Source organism: Thermococcus onnurineus NA1 (assembly GCF_000018365.1).
Taxonomy (GTDB): domain Archaea; phylum Methanobacteriota_B; class Thermococci; order Thermococcales; family Thermococcaceae; genus Thermococcus; species Thermococcus onnurineus.
Genome location: NC_011529.1, coordinates 689,846 through 706,491, shown reverse-complemented (window position 1 = coordinate 706,491; position 16,646 = coordinate 689,846). Strand labels below are relative to the sequence as shown.

Annotated in this window: 15 protein-coding genes, 1 tRNA gene and 1 pseudogene; 11 read left to right on the top strand and 6 right to left on the bottom strand. The window is 53.1% G+C overall.

The features are described from left to right. Positions 1–9 precede the first annotated feature (9 nt). The 6 genes and pseudogenes from TON_RS03895 (at position 10) to TON_RS03870 (ending at position 6,801) form a co-directional block, all read left to right on the top strand. On the top strand, positions 10–1,074 hold the full coding sequence (locus TON_RS03895; RefSeq protein WP_012571716.1) for an HD domain-containing protein: 1,065 nt from the start codon (positions 10–12) through the stop codon (positions 1,072–1,074). 144 nt (positions 1,075–1,218) lie between these two features. After that, a complete protein-coding gene (locus TON_RS03890) occupies positions 1,219–3,417 on the top strand; it encodes an elongation factor EF-2 (RefSeq protein WP_012571715.1) in 2,199 nt (732 codons plus the stop codon). A gap of 149 nt (positions 3,418–3,566) precedes the next feature. Next, positions 3,567–4,867, top strand: a pseudogene (locus tag TON_RS10715) (ATP-binding protein). 187 nt (positions 4,868–5,054) lie between these two features. Beyond that, positions 5,055–6,341 carry a translation elongation factor EF-1 subunit alpha gene (tuf, locus tag TON_RS03880; RefSeq protein ID WP_012571712.1) on the top strand — a complete coding sequence of 429 codons (1,287 nt, stop codon included), beginning with the start codon at positions 5,055–5,057 and terminating at the stop codon, positions 6,339–6,341. 46 nt (positions 6,342–6,387) lie between these two features. Continuing rightward, a complete protein-coding gene (rpsJ, locus tag TON_RS03875) occupies positions 6,388–6,696 on the top strand; it encodes a 30S ribosomal protein S10 (protein ID WP_012571711.1) in 309 nt (102 codons plus the stop codon). Between the two features lie 18 nt (positions 6,697–6,714). Continuing rightward, a tRNA-Ser gene (locus tag TON_RS03870) sits at positions 6,715–6,801 on the top strand. A 173-nt stretch (positions 6,802–6,974) separates the two neighbouring features. Here TON_RS03870 and TON_RS03865 read toward each other — a convergent pair. Then, positions 6,975–7,205: a MoaD/ThiS family protein gene (locus tag TON_RS03865; protein ID WP_012571710.1), complete on the bottom strand. Its 231-nt coding sequence runs from the start codon at positions 7,203–7,205 to the stop codon at positions 6,975–6,977. Positions 7,206–7,269: 64 nt separating this feature from the next. Next, positions 7,270–9,129 (bottom strand): tungsten-containing formaldehyde ferredoxin oxidoreductase, encoded by a 1,860-nt coding sequence (gene for / locus TON_RS03860; RefSeq protein ID WP_048055154.1) that lies wholly within the window; start codon positions 9,127–9,129, stop codon positions 7,270–7,272. Between the two features lie 177 nt (positions 9,130–9,306). Here for and TON_RS10430 point away from each other — a divergent pair, with 177 nt between their 5' ends. Beyond that, entirely contained in the window at positions 9,307–9,468 is a 162-nt protein-coding gene (locus TON_RS10430) for a hypothetical protein (RefSeq protein ID WP_167711830.1), read from the top strand. A 67-nt stretch (positions 9,469–9,535) separates the two neighbouring features. On the opposite strand, the gene taw2 is transcribed toward TON_RS10430, so the two are convergent. Further along, positions 9,536–10,375 (bottom strand): tRNA(Phe) (4-demethylwyosine(37)-C(7)) aminocarboxypropyltransferase Taw2, encoded by an 840-nt coding sequence (taw2, locus tag TON_RS03855; protein ID WP_012571708.1) that lies wholly within the window; start codon positions 10,373–10,375, stop codon positions 9,536–9,538. A 127-nt stretch (positions 10,376–10,502) separates the two neighbouring features. Here taw2 and TON_RS03850 point away from each other — a divergent pair, with 127 nt between their 5' ends. Further along, positions 10,503–10,838, top strand: a complete 336-nt coding sequence (locus tag TON_RS03850) for a hypothetical protein (RefSeq protein ID WP_012571707.1) — start codon at positions 10,503–10,505, stop codon at positions 10,836–10,838. 183 nt (positions 10,839–11,021) lie between these two features. Next, the gene (cas4, locus tag TON_RS03845; protein WP_012571706.1) at positions 11,022–11,666 is read left to right on the top strand and encodes a CRISPR-associated protein Cas4; all 645 of its coding nucleotides are present in this window, start codon (positions 11,022–11,024) and stop codon (positions 11,664–11,666) included. Between the two features lie 16 nt (positions 11,667–11,682). Here the strand turns inward: cas4 and TON_RS03840 are convergent, their stop codons facing one another. Further along, on the bottom strand, positions 11,683–12,561 hold the full coding sequence (locus tag TON_RS03840) for an MBL fold metallo-hydrolase (RefSeq protein WP_012571705.1): 879 nt from the start codon (positions 12,559–12,561) through the stop codon (positions 11,683–11,685). Positions 12,562–12,631: 70 nt separating this feature from the next. Next, positions 12,632–12,811: a hypothetical protein gene (locus TON_RS03835; protein ID WP_012571704.1), complete on the bottom strand. Its 180-nt coding sequence runs from the start codon at positions 12,809–12,811 to the stop codon at positions 12,632–12,634. A gap of 147 nt (positions 12,812–12,958) precedes the next feature. On the opposite strand from TON_RS03835, the gene TON_RS03830 reads away from it, so the two are divergent. Together TON_RS03830 and TON_RS03825 are read left to right on the top strand one after the other, a co-directional pair. Beyond that, complete coding sequence (locus TON_RS03830) at positions 12,959–14,257, top strand: 2,3-phosphoglycerate synthetase (RefSeq protein ID WP_012571703.1); 1,299 nt, start codon at positions 12,959–12,961, stop codon at positions 14,255–14,257. After that, positions 14,254–15,144, top strand: a complete 891-nt coding sequence (locus tag TON_RS03825) for a 2-phosphoglycerate kinase (protein WP_012571702.1) — start codon at positions 14,254–14,256, stop codon at positions 15,142–15,144. The genes TON_RS03830 and TON_RS03825 overlap by 4 nt, the downstream gene beginning before the upstream one ends. Here TON_RS03825 and TON_RS03820 read toward each other — a convergent pair. Beyond that, complete coding sequence (locus TON_RS03820) at positions 15,134–16,645, bottom strand: metallophosphoesterase family protein (protein WP_012571701.1); 1,512 nt, start codon at positions 16,643–16,645, stop codon at positions 15,134–15,136. The two genes, TON_RS03825 and TON_RS03820, sit on opposite strands and share 11 nt — an antisense overlap. Between the last annotated feature and the right edge of the window lies 1 nt (position 16,646).

Below are 16,646 nucleotides of genomic sequence, written 5' to 3'. Positions count from 1 at the left end.
GTGTTCCTTGTGAAAGTCATCCGCGACGCCATTCACGGAGACATAGTCCTGGACGAGTTTGCGCTGAGGATTGTTGACACGCCCGAGTTCCAGAGGCTGAGGAGGATAACCCAGCTTGGGCTGGCGTACCTTGCATATCCATCGGCGAGGCACACGCGCTTTGAGCACTCCCTGGGAACGTTCTGGCTCGCGAAGAAGATAGCGGAGAACAACAGGGATACAGTTGAAGGGGCAGTGGCGTACGCCGCACTGCTCCATGATCTCGGGCACTATCCATTCTCCCACACCCTTGAGGCACTCTACGGGAGCCATGAGGAGAACACGAGGCGGGCTCTGAAAGAGGGCGAAATCCGAGATGTCATAGGGGAGCGCTACTCTCTCAAAGAGTTCCTCAGCCTTCTCAAGCACCCGATAGTGAGCGGGGACATAGACGCCGACAGGATGGACTACCTCGTGAGGGATGCCTACTACACCGGCGTTGCATACGGACTCGTCGACCTCGACAGGCTTATAAGAAACCTCCGCTACGACGGCGAAAAGCTCATCATCGGGCAGAAGGGGATAATGGCCGCTCAGTCGCTGCTCCTCGCGAGGAGCATGATGTATCCAACCGTCTACCAGCACCATGTTTCCAGGATAGCGTCGGCGATGCTCATCAAGGCAGTCGAGCTTGAGAGAATACGTGAGAAAGAGGTCGCCACCATGGACGAGGTTGATTTAATCGCTCGCCTTAGGGGAAGCGAGCGCGATGAGGTCAGGGAGCTGGTGAAGGCCATCGATGACAGGAGGCTCTATAAACGCATAGTTTATACTAATGAAGAGTTCAAGAATGTCGAGGAGCTTAAAAAGGCTCTTGAAGATGAGTTCAACCACTTGGCTATCCTCGACTACCCACCGAAGCCGAAGTTCGAGGAGAAGAATGCATTCGTTGAGGGAGGCCAGAGGTTAAGCAATGTCTCCCCTCTCGTCAGGAGTCTGGTGGAGCTCAAGGACACGCACTGGCGCTGGGGGGTTTACGCAAGGGAGGACGTCAGGGAGGAGGTCAGGCAATTCGTGATGGACTTCCTTGGCTGAAGTGGTTGGATTTTCTTTTTGCTTCCAAAAACCTTAAGTAGTTTAAACGTTTTCGCCTGACCTCGATTTTGCGCTGGGAAAGATTTATAACCGCACCTTTTAAGTGAGTGGTGAACAAGCTCATCAGGTTAGAAGGTGGTGTAAATGGGAAGAAGGGAAGAGATGATTGCAAAGATTAAGGAGCTCATGACCCAGCCCGAGAGGATTAGGAACATGGGTATTGCTGCTCACATTGACCACGGTAAAACTACACTGAGCGACAACCTGCTCGCTGGTGCAGGCATGATTAGCGAGGAGCTCGCTGGAAAGCAGCTCGTCCTTGACTTCGACGAGCAGGAGCAGGCGAGGGGAATCACCATCAACGCTGCAAACGTCTCAATGGTCCACACCTATGAGGGCAAGGAGTACCTCATCAACCTCATCGATACCCCCGGTCACGTTGACTTCGGTGGTGACGTTACCAGGGCCATGCGTGCCATCGACGGTGCGATCATAGTCGTCGACGCCGTCGAGGGTGTCATGCCCCAGACCGAGACCGTTCTCAGGCAGGCCCTCAGGGAGTACGTTAAGCCGGTCCTCTTCATCAACAAGGTCGATAGGCTCATCAAGGAGCTCAAGCTCGGTCCGAACGAGATCCTCAACAGGTTTGCCAAGATCATTACTGACGTCAACAGGCTCATCAAGCGCTATGCTCCAGAGGAGTTCAAGAACCAGTGGCTCGTCAAGGTCGAGGATGGAAGCGTCGCCTTCGGTTCAGCTTACTACAACTGGGCCCTCAGTGTTCCCTACATGAAGAGAACTGGTGTCACCTTCAAGGACATTGTTGAGCTCACCAACGCCGGCGACCTTAAGACTCTCAGGCAGAAGGCCCCGCTCCACGTCGTGGTTCTTGATATGGTCGTCCGCCACCTCCCGAACCCGCTCGAGGCCCAGAAGTACAGGATCCCGCACCTCTGGAGAGGCGACATTAACAGCGACGTCGGCCAGGCTATGATAAACTGCGACCCGAAGGGCAAGATGGTCATGGTCGTCACCAAGATCATCCTCGACAAGCACGCGGGTGAGGTCGCGACCGGCCGTGTCTGGAGCGGTACCGTCAAAACTGGCCAGGAGGTTTACCTCATCAACAGCAAGAGAAAAGCTAGAATCCAGCAGGTCGGTATCTACATGGGTCCCGAGAGGGTTAACATGGAGGCCGTTCAGGCCGGTAACATCGTCGCCGTCACAGGACTGCGCGACGCCATGGCCGGTGAGACTGTCTCAGTTGAGCAGATTGAGCCGTTTGAGGCCCTCCACTACACCAGCGAGCCGGTCGTTACCGTTGCCATCGAGGCCAAGAACGTCAAGGACCTTCCGAAGCTCATCGAGGCTCTCAGGCAGCTCGCCAAGGAGGACCCGACCCTCCACGTCAAGATCGACGAGGAGACCGGCCAGCACCTCCTCAGCGGTATGGGTGAGCTCCACCTGGAAGTCAAGCTCTACAGGCTCAAGACCGAGTGGAAGCTCGATGTTGATGTCTCACCTCCGATCGTCGTCTACCGTGAGAGCGTCACCAAGCAGAGTCCGATAGTCGAAGGAAAGTCCCCGAACAAGCACAACAGGTTCTACATCACCGTCGAGCCGCTCCCAGACGCTATATACGAGGCCATACGCGAGGGCGAGATACCAGAGGGCAGGCCGAAGGACCCGAAGGCCGTCGCCAAGAAGCTAGCCGAGCTCGGCCTTGACTACGAGATTGCCAAGGGTATCGTTGACGTCTACAACGGCAACATATTCCTCGACAACACCAAGGGTATCCAGTACCTCAATGAGGTTATGGATCTTCTTGTTGACGGATTCCACCAGGCAATGGACGAGGGCCCGCTCGCCAAGGAGCCGGTCATGAAGGTTATGGTCAGGCTCCACGACGCTAAGATCCACGAGGACAACGTCCACCGCGGTCCGGCCCAGATCTACCCGGCCATCAGGACTGCCATCCACTGTGCCATGATGAAGGCAGGTCCGGTGCTCTACGAGCCCTATCAGAAGGTCATCATCAACATACCCTATGAGTACATGGGTTCCGTCAGCAGGGAGATCAACCAGAGGCGCGGCCAGCTCATTGACATGAGGCAGGAAGGAGAGGTTATGATCATTATCTCAGAGGCTCCGGTTGCAGAGATGTTCGGATTCGCCGGAGCGCTCAGGGGTGCCACCAGCGGAAAGGCCCTCTGGAGCACCGAACATGCAGGCTTCAAGCGTGTCCCGAACGAGCTGGCAGTCAACATTATCAGGCAGATCAGGCAGAGGAAGGGCCTCGACCCGAACCCGCCGAAGGAGCAGGACGTCTGCCCGCAGCAGTGAGGGCTTTCTGCCCTCTGAACTTTTCTCTCCTTCGTTTCTTCGTTGTGTCATTTTCTGAGTTTCCAAAAGTGGTTTAGAGTTCGGATCGTGGTTCTCAATCCACCGAAATTCTTGAAGATGATAACGTGCATTATATGGTGATTATCATAATGAACCGCTTCGTGAACAGGGAGGTCGAGCTGAGAGCCATAAAGGAGAAGTTAATGAGTGGGAAGTTTAAACTCATCGTAATATACGGAAGGAGGCGTGTTGGAAAGACCCGTCTCGTACTTGAGGCCGTTAAAGACTTTCCTCACGTGTATTACTTGGCGGTTGAAGGCGACAACCTCAGGCACTTTCGAGGGACTGCTGAAAGGGTGTTTCTCAAGGTAAGGTACGCCCGCGAGGACTGGGAAGGACTTCTGCACGCGTTGAAGGGGAAAATAATAATCGACGAGTTTCCTAACCTGATCCAAGAAGATCCTGAAGTACTCTCCCTGTTTCAGAGGGCGGTTGGCCTTGATCTCTCGGGGTCAAAGACTAAACTGATACTCCTTGGTTCTTCAGTGAGTATGATGACTGAGAAGGTGTTGAGTTACAAAAGCCCACTCTACGGTAGGAGAACGGGCTCCATGAAGTTAAAACCGATGAAGTTTTTTTACCTTGAGGGAGTTCTTTCCCAGGGCGAGCTTGGAAGAGCTCGTTGAGATTTTGAGCTTCCCTTTTGGGAGTGGCTTGAAAAGGAACTACTCAATCCGGTGAGCTTTTTTAGGGAAGAGGTTGATTTCCTCCTCAGGTATGAGTTCACTGAGATCAGAACATACAAGCGCATACTTGAAGCTATTGCACTGGGCAAAACAACTCCAAAGAAGATAAAGGACTTCACTGGAATGAAACACTCTGACATAACCCCTTACCTGCGCAACCTTATTGAAACGGGATTGGTCGTGAGGGAAGTTCCAGTTACAGAAAAGCCCTCATCCAAAAGGGACGCTACTACGTTGCGGACAACTTCTTGGCCTTCTGGTTCCACTTTGTTCACCCGAACCTGTCGAGAATCGAGGAAGGGACCTTTGAGGTTTCGAAGATTAAGGAAGACTATCCTCACTATCTTGGCTGGGTGTTTGAAAAGGTGGCAAGACAGTTTCTGGTAGGGCTTAACAGGCGGGGGGAGCTTCCGTTTAAGTTCACGAAAATCGGAAGGTGGTGGCACAAGAACGAGGAAATTGACTTGGTTGCTCTGAACGAGCAGGAGAAAAAAGCGCTCTTCATAGAAGTCAAGTGGGAAGAGTTGAACGAGAGGGAAGCGAGGGGGAATCTTGAAGGATTTGGGGCGGAAGGCAGAACTTATTGGCTTGCACAATTGGGAGAAGAACTATGGAATCATAGCGAAGAGGGTTGGGGGTAAGGCTGAGCCAAGGGCTGAAGGTGGCTCGTATGGGATTTGAAGGATTTTGAAAGCCTGCCCTGAAAATTGACAAATCCCTGCCCAACGGCGATTAGTTAAGTTTTTAAACTCATTCCTCAAGTTCACTCCGAACTCATGAGGCTCCCCCGAGAAAAAGGCGGGTTTCCCGCCCGAGGGAGCCGAAGTTCGAAAGATTTAAAAAGCCATCCTAGTCAAACGAGACTAGACCAAAATTTGGAGGTGTTTGGAAATGGCAAAGGAGAAGCCACACGTTAACATAGTCTTTATCGGCCACGTCGACCACGGAAAGAGCACCACCATCGGAAGGCTGCTCTTCGACACCGCCAACATACCGGAGAACATCATCAAGAAGTTCGAGGAGATGGGTGAGAAGGGTAAGTCCTTCAAGTTCGCTTGGGTCATGGACAGGCTCAAGGAGGAGAGGGAGAGAGGTATCACCATCGACGTCGCCCACACCAAGTTCGAGACCCCGCACAGGTACATCACCATCATCGACGCTCCGGGCCACAGGGACTTCGTTAAGAACATGATCACCGGTGCCAGCCAGGCCGACGCTGCCGTTCTCGTGGTTGCTGCCACCGACGGTGTCATGCCGCAGACCAAGGAGCACGCCTTCCTTGCCAGGACCCTTGGTATCGGCCACATCATCGTCGCTATCAACAAGATGGACATGGTTGACTACGACGAGAAGAAGTTCAAGCAGGTCTCCGAGCAGGTTAAGAAGCTCCTCATGATGCTCGGTTACAAGGACTTCCCGATCATCCCGATCAGCGCTTGGGAGGGCGACAACGTCGTTAAGAAGAGCGACAAGATGCCCTGGTACAATGGCCCGACCCTCATCGAGGCCCTCGACCAGATCCCAGAGCCGCCGAAGCCGACCGACAAGCCGCTCCGCATCCCGATCCAGGACGTCTACTCCATTAAGGGTGTCGGTACCGTTCCGGTCGGCCGTGTCGAGACCGGTGTCCTCCGCGTCGGTGACGTCGTCATCTTCGAGCCGGCCAGCACCATCTTCCACAAGCCGATCCAGGGTGAGGTTAAGAGCATCGAGATGCACCACGAGCCAATGCAGGAGGCCCTTCCGGGTGACAACATCGGATTCAACGTCAGGGGTGTCGGTAAGAACGACATAAAGCGCGGTGACGTTGCTGGTCACACCAACAACCCGCCGACCGTTGTCAGGCCGAAGGACACCTTCAAGGCCCAGATCATCGTCCTCAACCACCCGACCGCTATCACCATCGGTTACACCCCGGTCCTCCACGCCCACACCCTCCAGGTCGCCGTCAGGTTCGAGCAGCTCCTTGCCAAGCTCGACCCGAGGACCGGTAACGTCGTCGAGGAGAACCCGCAGTTCATCAAGACCGGTGACTCTGCCATCGTCGTCCTCAGGCCGACCAAGCCGATGGTCATCGAGCCGGTCAAGGAGATCCCGCAGATGGGCAGGTTCGCCATCCGTGACATGGGCCAGACCGTCGCTGCCGGTATGGTTATCTCCATCCAGAAGGCCGAGTGAAGGCCTTCTCCTTCCTTTACTTCCTTAGCTCTTAGGAGGGACGGAAATGCAGAAGGCAAGGATTAAGCTCGCAAGCACTAACATTAAGGCCCTCAACGAGGTCACCGACCAGATAAAACAGATAGCCGAGAGGACCGGCGTTAGGATGAGCGGTCCGATCCCGCTCCCGACCAAGAGGATCAGGATCACCACCAGGAAGAGCCCGGACGGAGAGGGCACCGCCACCTTCGACAGGTTCGAGCTCCGCGTTCACAAGAGGCTTGTCGACATTGAGGCCGACGAAAGGGCCATGCGCCAGATCATGAGGATTCGCGTCCCTGAGGACGTCACCATCGAGATCGAGCTCATCTCGTGATTCTCCCCCTTTTTACGCGCCGGGGTAGCCTAGCCTGGGAAGGCGCGGGCCTGGAGAGTCCGTGGGCGTCAGCCCGCCAGGGTTCAAATCCCTGCCCCGGCGCCAAAACCCTTCTAACAAATTTTGCTTGCGCGAAGTTTGATCACGGCTAGCATGTCCTTCTATACTTGCAAGATTTTCGAAGAGGTTTTGTCGTTCAATTAGGCGGTCTTGCAGAGTTTCATTATCACAGAAAGTTTGAACTCAATGAAAGGGCATTGTCAAAGAAGCAAGAAATCTCAGCCCCCGCTCAAAACCGGCATCACCTTGATCTCATCGCCGTCGGTAACCTCGGCGTCGCCTCTTGCAGGTTGCCCGTTGATGAAGATGATCTTCTCCTTGAACTCGTCGTACCTTGGAATTACCTCTCTCAGAATCTCGTCCACAGTTTTCTTGTCCTCTATCCTCACGTTGAGCTCCCTCGCCTTTGCTAGATAAGCGAAAACTCCCATTAGTCTGATCCTGATCATTTTCACCACCGCGCCAACTTGGACTCCGAAGGGTAAAAATTTGCTGGAGAAGAAAAAGAGGAAATCACTCGAGCTTGGTAACCTTCTCGAGCTCCGGGATGACGAAGTCGAGGCCGAGCTCCTTGAGGGTTTCCTTCTTCGGGATTCCGCGCTCGTCCCATCCCCTGAGCCTGTAGTACTCGCTGAGAAGCTTGTCATACTTGTCCTCCTCGAGATGCATGCCCTTGTACGGGCCGCTCTTGAGGCCCTCGATGAACCACCTCTTCGGCGGATAGTCCTTCTTCCTGTCCCAGTTTCCGTTGAACTCCCTAACCCAGTAGGCCCTAATGAGGGCGTAGACCCTGTCAGCTGCCCTGTAGAGGTCGTCCCAGGTGTACTTGACGCCGGTGATGGCCTCGAGGAGCTTCGGATAGTAGTCGAGGCTCAGGCCGACCTCGACCCACGGGAGCCTACAGGCGGTAAGCATCTCGAAGAGACCGCCCCTGAGGCGCTGGAGCTCGATGACCTTGGCGGCCTTCTCCGGTTCGTAGGTGATCTTGTACTCGACCCTCTTAGCCTGCTCGCCTTCAATCGGTGCGGTACCGATCTCCCAGGCGATGACCCATGCCTCCTTGTGGTGTGCACCGATTGAACTGGTACCGAAGGCAAGCGCCATGGCCGGGTAGATGAAGCAGTTGTAACCGCTCGTCTCAAGGCCCTTGACGTGCATGGCAAAGCTGTCATCGCCGAGCTTCTGGCTCATCCTCATGACACCCTCGGCGGCGAAGTTGCCGAGTTCACCACGTCTGAATGCTATGTCCTCAATGAGCTGCTTAGCGCCCTTGAAGTCACCGAAGGTCGGACCCTCCTCAAGGAGTCCCCTTTCGACGGCTTCCATAACGAAGGATATCGAGACTCCGAGGGAGATCGTGTCGAGACCGTACATGTCGGCGAGCCTGTTGAGAACGGAAACCTCGTTGAGCTTGCCAAGGCCAAGGTTTGAGCCGAGTAGGGCAACATTCTCGTAGTCAAGCTCGCTCTCTTGGGCCTCGGCGTCGAGGACAACGTTTCCACAGGGCATATTACAGTAGGGACATCCGCGTTGCTTGACCTTCATGCCCTCGAGGGTGTATCCGTCTATCGAGCGGGCAAACTCGAAGGAACCGTCGCTGAAGTTCCTGGTCGGCAGAGCCGAGTTCTCGTTGGTCCATTCAACTGCTGCCATGGTTCCCTGTCTGTGCCAGAACGGATAGGCCGGTGAATTCCGGATGGCCTCATAGGCCTCCTTTGAGAGTTCTCTGAGTTTTGCCTTATCCGCGACGGGTATCTCCTTGGTTCCCTTTATGACGACGGCCTTGAGCTTCTTGCTTCCCATGACGGCACCCATACCGGGCCTTCCAGCGGCCCTGCCCTCCTGGGACATGACAACGGCGTAGCGGACGAGGTTCTCGCCACCGGGGCCGATGCTGAGGATTCCGACGTTCTTGCCGTGTATCTTTTTGAGTTCCTCTTCGGTCTTGAAGGTGTCGAGGCCCCAGAGACCTTCAGCGCTGAGTATGCTGACGTTATCATTCTCTATGTATAGGTAAACCGGCTTCTTGGCCTTGCCCTCAACGACAATAGCGTCGTAGCCGGCCTTTCTCAGGTGGACGGTCGCCATGGTACCGAGGTTACCATCACCGTAACCGCCGGTGAGCGGGCTTTTCGCTGCCACAACCATCTTACCGCCGCTTGGAGTCGGAAGACCGTTGAACGGTCCAGAAGCGAAGATGAGTTTGTTTTCCGGTCCGAGCGGGTCGGCACCTTTGACTTCATCCCATAGGATCTTGATTGCGAGACCCCTACCACCGATGAACTGCTGGGCAATTTCTGGAGAATACTCCTGCACCCAGACCTTGTTGTTGGTCAGGTCAACCCTGAGGATCCTTCCCCACCATCCCTTCATTGCCATGTTAGAATCACCTCGAAAGATTTTCGGTTTGGTGGATATAAGGTATTCGCAAAAGGATGCATTTCACAGAACATGTTAAGTTAAGCCCATCTGTTAACTGTCAGGAACTTGAAAGAACAGGAACGACCAAAAGTTTATGTGGAGGCGCGTAAACTTTCATTGGTGAACTCTGTGGATGATAAGTTAAAGGCCTGCAAGAACTGCCTCTGGTTCGGCGCAATCGACTCATACTTTCCGATGCAGGGGATATGCAGAAAGCACATGAGGACCGTCCATATGAACTTCATCTGCGACGACTGGAAACCGCTGTGGAATGGATTTGAAAAAGCTTGATGAAGACAACCGCTGATTTTGTATGATGGAAATTATTATAATCGCAGTTATACCAATCGGAGTTATACTACCGCTTGAACACCTTTAAATCCAGAACCACGTGCCACACGCCCGGAGCGTAGCGCTTGATTATCAGCTCGTTGAGCTTCTCGACCTCATAGCCGTATTCCCTGGCCGTTTTCTTGAAGGTTTCGAAGGGTTCCTTCGGCATCAGCCTCTCGGGAACGGTGTTGTGGTAGTGGATTATAGCCTCGTCCTTCGCTATGCTCAGGGCCTTGGGAATGAACTCGTGGGTTTTCACTACATAACCCATTAGGATTCTGTCGGCGATGTTTTCACCCGGAAAGTCGCGGTTGTCGATGTTGTAGGCTGTCATCCTGTCATGTACTTTGTTGAGCTCGATGTTCTCAACTAAAAAGCGGAAGGTGTAGGGACTCTTTTCTATGGCTATCACTCTAGCTTTTCCGTGAACTGCCATTGGGAGGCTGAGGTGACCGATTCCAGCGAACATATCGACAACCAGCTCGTCCGGCTTGGCAACCTTCGCCATTCTCACCCTTTCCTTGACGTTTGCCGGCGAAAACATGATTTTAGCGACATCGAGCTTGTATCTAATCCCGTTCTCGATGTGGACTGTTACGGTGTCGCTCCCGTAGAGAAGCTCGTAGTTCGTCTCCCGGAACTCGCCGCCTATTCTGCCCTTTCTGAGGACGGCTTTAACGCCGAGAACCTCCGCATAAACCTCAGCTATCCGGTGTTTGTATGGCTCCAGTTCTGGCCTAAGCGGCAGAATCAGAACGTCCCCTATCTGAACCCAGTGCTTTGGGAGCATGGAAACTAACTCCGGCGGAAGTTCGCGTGAGAGAATCTCTCTGATTCGGGGTTTTATGAGCTGTGTCCTCACCATCGGCCTTACTCATCAAGAAAACCTTAAAAGCCTTCCTCTCGCCATTTCGGCAAAAAGCGATGAGAAAGCCTTAAAAACATAGAGGGCGAATATAAAGTGAGAAGTCCTCCGGAGGTTGATGGACTCTATGGATGAAGAACCCCCGAATAGTTGGCTGTCTAGATTGTTTAAGCCACGTGAAAAACCCGCCCTTCTTGAGCAGAAGTTAAGCAAAGAAGCCTACGAAGATTACCGGCGGCTTTTGATGAAGGCCCGCCCAGAGGTCGACGGCTCGAAGCTCACAATCAGACTATCCAATGGAACCGTCGAGCTTGAGCGTGATGTTCTCCGCGTTAAGGCAAAGAACCGGAAGACCGCGGAGAAGATACTGCGCAACCTGCACCACTACAACCAGCCGCCGAGCCTCTGGCCAGCCTACGGCTTAAGCTACTCGCTCAAGCGGAAGAAGGGGACTATTTTCTGATTTTCCCCTCCCCCTTCGCTCCCCAAATTCTTCCCCAAAGCTTTAAATGGTGGGTAAGCTTTAACTCTCCAAGCGGATGACGACCCTTGCCCAGTCTGATGGGTGATGACGTCGGTATTAGCTGACGCAGGGGCGGCGAGGTTCGCGGGCCAATGACCCGCCCTGTTTCCTGGAGGGACATAAATGACGAGTCTTAATCAGCGCCAAGAGAACGATGGATTCCTGGAGTTTTACGCGAGCGAGGCCCTAACCTGCCCGAGAAGGATATACTTTCGCCTGAAGGGCTACCCCGAGAAGTGGCCAGAGTTCGTTAGAGTGAGACTGAACCAGGGGATAAACACCCACAACGTGCTCGGTGAGATTTTAAAGAACCGCTTCGGCTTCGAGCTTGAGAAGCACATGATTCTCCGCTCCTCCAGGCTCGGCTTCGAGATACACGGAAGGGTGGATGCTATAAGGGACTTTCCCATCGAAATCAAAGGCAAGACGAGTCTGCCGAGAGTCCCATACGACTATCACCTTGCCCAGCTCAACATATATCTCCGCTGGGCTGAAGCCGAGTACGGCTATCTCTACTACATTAAGCTCCACGAGGAGCCTATGAAAATTATCCGCAAAATCGACTTTTCCCGCTTCCCCATCGTCAAGGGGCCGAACTTTAGGGCTTTTGAAGTGCCCTACGACGGCAAGCTGTTCCGCGAAACTCTCAAGCACTTCTACAACGTCAAGAGGCATTACGAAAAAGGAAAGCCCCCCAAGGGCTGGAATGACTACGCCTGTAAATTCTGCCCGTATCGCTACCTCTGCTATTCGGACGGTGGAGAGTAGTTGAGGGCCACAAAACTCACCCTTTCCTGACCTTCCACTTTAGCCCATTATCCACTGTTGCCTCTATTACACCCTCATTGTAGAGCTTCGCCACAAAGGCCCTCAGCGGAACGAGGTTAAGGGCGAGCTTCTGGGGCGTAATCTCAATGCCGTAGTGCCTCATTATCATGAACGCCAACTCGTCGAGGCTTCTTGACGTTCTGGGGAGCCCTAAGATAAGCTCTTCGGCTTCCTTAACTCTTTTGAGGTTGAAGTCAAGAATTTCAAGCGCCTCTTTACTACTAACGGCCTTTCCATGGGAGGGAATCAGGGTATAGCCCTTTTCTGCATAATTCTGTAATTGCATAATTGAGGCTTTAAATAATTCTGGCTCGACCAGGTATGGAAGGCCGACCGCTTCTATGACTCTCTCGCCGAAGAAGGCGTTACCGGCGTAGATCAAGCCGTTTTCCTCGTCGAGGAAGCCTGTCATTCCCGGCGAGTGGCCGTTTAGCCTTATGGCTTTAACTCCGAAGAGTTCGTCTCCCCATTCGAAGACTGCGTGAACCTTTACCTCCTCAGGGAACTGGAAAACGAGGAAACCTTTTGGCGCTTTCGAGCCGAAGGTTAAGAGCTCCCTATTGAGCGGGTTCTCGGCTATGGAGAACTCGAAGCGGTGCATGAATAGCGGAGCGTCTGTCCCTGGTGCAACAGAGACGTGGTCGGCATGACCGTGAGTGGCTAATTGGGCTTTAATCTCCAGCCCGAGCTTTTTTACCGCTATTTTTAAGTCCTTATGCCTTCCGCTCCCGTGACCGGGGTCAATAAGAACCGCCATACCATCAAAGATTCTGATGAGGGTTGACGGACTGCCCGGATAAAGATAAGCTGAATCTCCAAATTTTCTCAGCCCCATGATACCACCGGGAAAGTTAGGCACCTACGAATAAAAGCTCACCGATTCATTAAAAGAAGGGAAAGAAAAATCAGACGTGCCTCGGGTAGAGGGTCTTCTTGCCTTCGTCCTTGGCCCTCTTGACGGCCTTCTCGATAAGAATCTTAATCTCGGCCTCAAGAGCCTCGTAGAACTCCGGGTTAATTCTCATCTCGGGGTCTATGGCCTTCACGGCTTCCTTAACTTTGGACTTAACTATCATCTCAGCCATTTTTTACACCTCCAGATAGACACCACCAAGGTGGTCGTCGTATTACTATGGTGTTTTGAAGGTTTATAATCCTTCCTGGGAACTCCCAAGAAACTCTTCCCTGGCAAAGGTTAAAATCCCCTTGGTTTAACTGAGTACGGTGATGGTATGAAGCTGGTCTTGATTGACGGCGAGCACTATCCTGACGTCATCTCATGGGCGATAAAAAAACTTGGTGACGTCTGTTGTGCCGTTTTCCTGGGTGGAAGTGAGAAGATTGGGAGCATTGGGGAAGTTGAGAGAAAGATTGGGGTTAAAGTTTATCACTCACCCAACTATCTCGACGCCCTCAGAAGGGCTCTGGAGGAGAACAAGGTCGACGAGGTTGTCGACTTAAGCGATGAGCCCGTCCTCAACTATGAAGACCGCTTTAGGATTGCTTCACTGTGCATGCTCTATGGTGTGTCCTACCGGGGAGCGGATTTCCACTTCAAGCCAAAACCGCTCAAAAAAACCAAAAAGCCGAGCCTGGCCGTTATAGGTACGGGCAAGAGGGTTGGGAAAACAGCCGTGAGTGGCTTCATCGCGAGAACTCTGAAAGAGATAGCAAAGCCTGTGATAGTTACCATGGGCCGCGGCGGCCCTGAAGAGCCCGAACTGATAGAGGGCGATAAGTTCGAAATAACTCCCGAGTTTTTGCTCAAGTTTGCCGAGAGTGGAAAACACGCCGCCTCCGACCACTTCGAGGATGCGTTAACCTCACGCGTAACAACCATTGGCTGTAGAAGATGCGGTGGTGGAATGGCCGGCTTTCCTTTCTTCGACGTGGTGGATGAGGGTGTGAAGCTTGCCGAGAACTTGCCCAACGATTTAATAATCCTCGAGGGCAGCGGGGCGACGTTTCCCCCTTACAGGGCGGATAGATACGTTGTCGTGGTGGGCGCCAAGCAAAAGCTCGACTTCGTCAGGGGATACTTCGGTACCTTCAGGGTCTCACTGGCGGATATAGTGGTTGTTACGATGGCTGATTCCGTGGGCGAAGAGAGGTGGAAAGCCCTGAGAGATGCCATACTGGAGATCAACCCCGATGTTGACCTGCACTTCATTGCCTTCCGCCCGAGGCCACTCGGTAATGTTTCAGACAAACGGCTCGGCCTGGTGATGACTTCCAGTGAGGCCCTGCCAAAGGCGAAGAAACATCTCGAAGGGCTCGGTGCAGAGGTGCCCTACACCTCGGACAACCTTTCGAAGAGACCCCTCCTCTGGAGGGACCTCGAGGGCTTTAGAGGCATAGATGCAGTCGCAGTTGAGCTCAAAGCCGCCGCCGTTGATGTGGTGACGAGATGGGCACTGGAGCAGGGAATCGAAGTCATTTACCTCGACAACGAGCCCGTCAACATCGATGGAAAAGACCTGAGGAAGGCCGTTCTTGAGCTCGGCCGCGCCCTGCTGGGGGGGAGAGCATGATAATCGTGACAGATCCCGAGAGGAAGATACGCCTCCCCTTTTCGAGGGGCATACTGACGCGCTCTATAACACTCGCCGGGGTTGACGTTGGAATAGCCTATATCATAGCTACCGAGGTTCAGAAGGAACTGATGGAGAGGAAACTCAAACTAGTGACCACTGAGGAGATACGCGAGCTGACTTATCAGAAGCTCCTCGACCACGGGCTTAATGAGGCTGCGAAGCGCTATTTATTCTGGCGCCAGTTCCGGAAGCTTAAAATCCCAATAACAATCCTCCTAGGTGGAGCAACGGGCGTTGGAAAGTCCACCATAGCGACCGAATTGGCCTTCCGTCTTGGAATACGAAGCGTGATAGGTACGGACACCATAAGGGAGGTTATGAAGAGGATAATAGCACCGGAACTTCTCCCTGATTTGCACACATCATCTTTTCTTGCATGGAAGGTTGTGAGCTCGCGGAAGAGCGATAATTCTCCCCTCATACGGGGATTTGAGAATCAGGTTCAGCATGTTTCCGTCGGTGTTAGTGCCGTTCTTGAGAGGGCCTACAAAGAAGGTTTCAACACGATAATCGAGGGCATTCATTTAGTCCCAGGGTACATCAAGCTCAATGAGAACAGCTTCATGTACGTGATAACCGTCAAGGGCAAGAAGGACTTTGAGGCAAGGTTTTACGAGAGAGCCCGCTACAGCAAGAGATCGGCTGACTACTACCTTAAGCATATAGACGCCATCCTGGAGATACAAGACTTCATAGTCGGGAGAGCAAAGGAGTACGGGATACCGATAATAAACAACGTTGAGCTCGAGAGCACCGTCAACGCGATAATGGAAAATATAATGGAGAGGCTTATGGAACAAATAGATGAAATGGTCAAAGATTGAAGGGCCCCTTTATTTTCCATATTCCTAGTAGCCTCCCCGAGCCCCAGGTTGCCTGAACCTCGAAGACTACCGCAATGTCACGGTAGACATCGATTAGGTTGAATGTGTTTCCATAGGGGTTCCTGTGGAGCTCCCAGCTGACAGAGCCGGCGTTGACTAACGGAGTTTTCTCCACTTTCACACCGAAGGAGTTGCCTCCGTGACCTGTCAAAACGAGATTTGCTTTTTCTCTCGTCAGAACCTTAAGCACATCGCCAGCATCCTCCAGGAAGCCTACTTCCCTGCTCTTTGGAATCGGCACTATGTTGTGATGCATTACTACAACGGTGAAGCTCTCGCTGTAGTCCTCGAGATGTCTGGCGAGCTTTTTCTGGCCTATCCTCCCTACGACACCTATTGGCGTCTCGTACTGGGCACTTATCACAGGGATGAACGTGAACTTTCCGAGTTCCAGTATTTTCGGCTTGCCAAAGTACTCCTTAAAGAGGTCGTAGCCGAGATAGGTTATGTCATTGTGTCCAGGAACGACCAGCTTTTCTGCCCCTATCTTCTCATAGAACTCGTAGGCCTTCTCGTAATAGCGCTCTATACCCATATCGACGACGTCGCCGCAGTGGATCACTATATCCGGCTTCAGCCTCTCGTTTATCGTTCGTATGACGTTCTCGAGAACCTTCCGCCTGAAATAAATCCTGTCCGAGACGTTGCTCTCGCTCATCTGGACTATCCTCAAAAGCCTCTTGCCCCGGGGAACGAATATCTTCGGCCTTACAGGTGGGTACTCCTTCTTCAGTTCTTCCCCCGTAACGCGTCTGATCGTTACCTCTATCCTCCCGTCGTCGTGGAGGGTTATGATGTTGTAGCTGTTAACATCGCCCTTTCGCGTCTTCCTGCAGGAAGTACAGCCCGCGTTGGCAACTACCATGTCCTCCACGCGATAGACGTTGGGAACATGTTTATGCCCGCAGGTGTAAAGGTTCACCCCGTGTCTCAGGAGCAGGTCCAAAACGTCGCCTGCGTTGAAGAGCACGTTTCTTTCCCTGCCCGTGTCCGGCAGCGGGACGATGTGGTGGTGAGAGGCAACGATTTTGAACTTCCTGTCAGAGTACTCCTCGAGTCTTTTTTTGAGCCACTTGAACTTGTAGCCGCCTATCCTGCCATCGCTCAGATCCGGGATCGTCGAGTCCACCCAGACTATAACGCCGTCCCTGAACTCGAAGACACCGTTTAGGGGCCCGATGAACTTCTCGAAGAGCTCGTAGCCGACGTTTCTGACGTCGTGGTTGCCTGGAATAACAATGAGGGGTTTCTGGATCTTCTTCAGCTCGTAGGAGGCCCTCTCGTACTCCTCGCGTAGCCCCTGGTTGGTCACGTCTCCTGTGTGAATAACGAAGTCGAAGTTTCCACGGTTTATCTCGTTCACGATGAGGTCATAGGCGTAGCCCTTGTACGCTGACTCGCTTGTTATGTGGGTGTCACTTATGTGGGCAATCCTGATCATA

Bases quoted from the DNA above. Each gene is read 5' to 3' on its own strand.
- TON_RS03890 (WP_012571715.1), top strand. From the start codon at position 1,219: ATGGGAAGAAGGGAAGAGATGATTGCAAAGATTAAGGAGCTCATGACC.
- tuf (WP_012571712.1), top strand. From the start codon at position 5,055: ATGGCAAAGGAGAAGCCACACGTTAACATAGTCTTTATCGGCCACGTC.
- rpsJ (WP_012571711.1), top strand. From the start codon at position 6,388: ATGCAGAAGGCAAGGATTAAGCTCGCAAGCACTAACATTAAGGCCCTC.
- TON_RS03865 (WP_012571710.1), bottom strand. From the start codon at position 7,205: ATGATCAGGATCAGACTAATGGGAGTTTTCGCTTATCTAGCAAAGGCG.
- for (WP_048055154.1), bottom strand. From the start codon at position 9,129: ATGAAGGGATGGTGGGGAAGGATCCTCAGGGTTGACCTGACCAACAAC.
- taw2 (WP_012571708.1), bottom strand. From the start codon at position 10,375: ATGGTGAGGACACAGCTCATAAAACCCCGAATCAGAGAGATTCTCTCA.
- TON_RS03850 (WP_012571707.1), top strand. From the start codon at position 10,503: ATGGATGAAGAACCCCCGAATAGTTGGCTGTCTAGATTGTTTAAGCCA.
- cas4 (WP_012571706.1), top strand. From the start codon at position 11,022: ATGACGAGTCTTAATCAGCGCCAAGAGAACGATGGATTCCTGGAGTTT.
- TON_RS03840 (WP_012571705.1), bottom strand. From the start codon at position 12,561: ATGGGGCTGAGAAAATTTGGAGATTCAGCTTATCTTTATCCGGGCAGT.
- TON_RS03835 (WP_012571704.1), bottom strand. From the start codon at position 12,811: ATGGCTGAGATGATAGTTAAGTCCAAAGTTAAGGAAGCCGTGAAGGCC.
- TON_RS03830 (WP_012571703.1), top strand. From the start codon at position 12,959: ATGAAGCTGGTCTTGATTGACGGCGAGCACTATCCTGACGTCATCTCA.
- TON_RS03825 (WP_012571702.1), top strand. From the start codon at position 14,254: ATGATAATCGTGACAGATCCCGAGAGGAAGATACGCCTCCCCTTTTCG.
- TON_RS03820 (WP_012571701.1), bottom strand. From the start codon at position 16,645: ATGATCAGGATTGCCCACATAAGTGACACCCACATAACAAGCGAGTCA.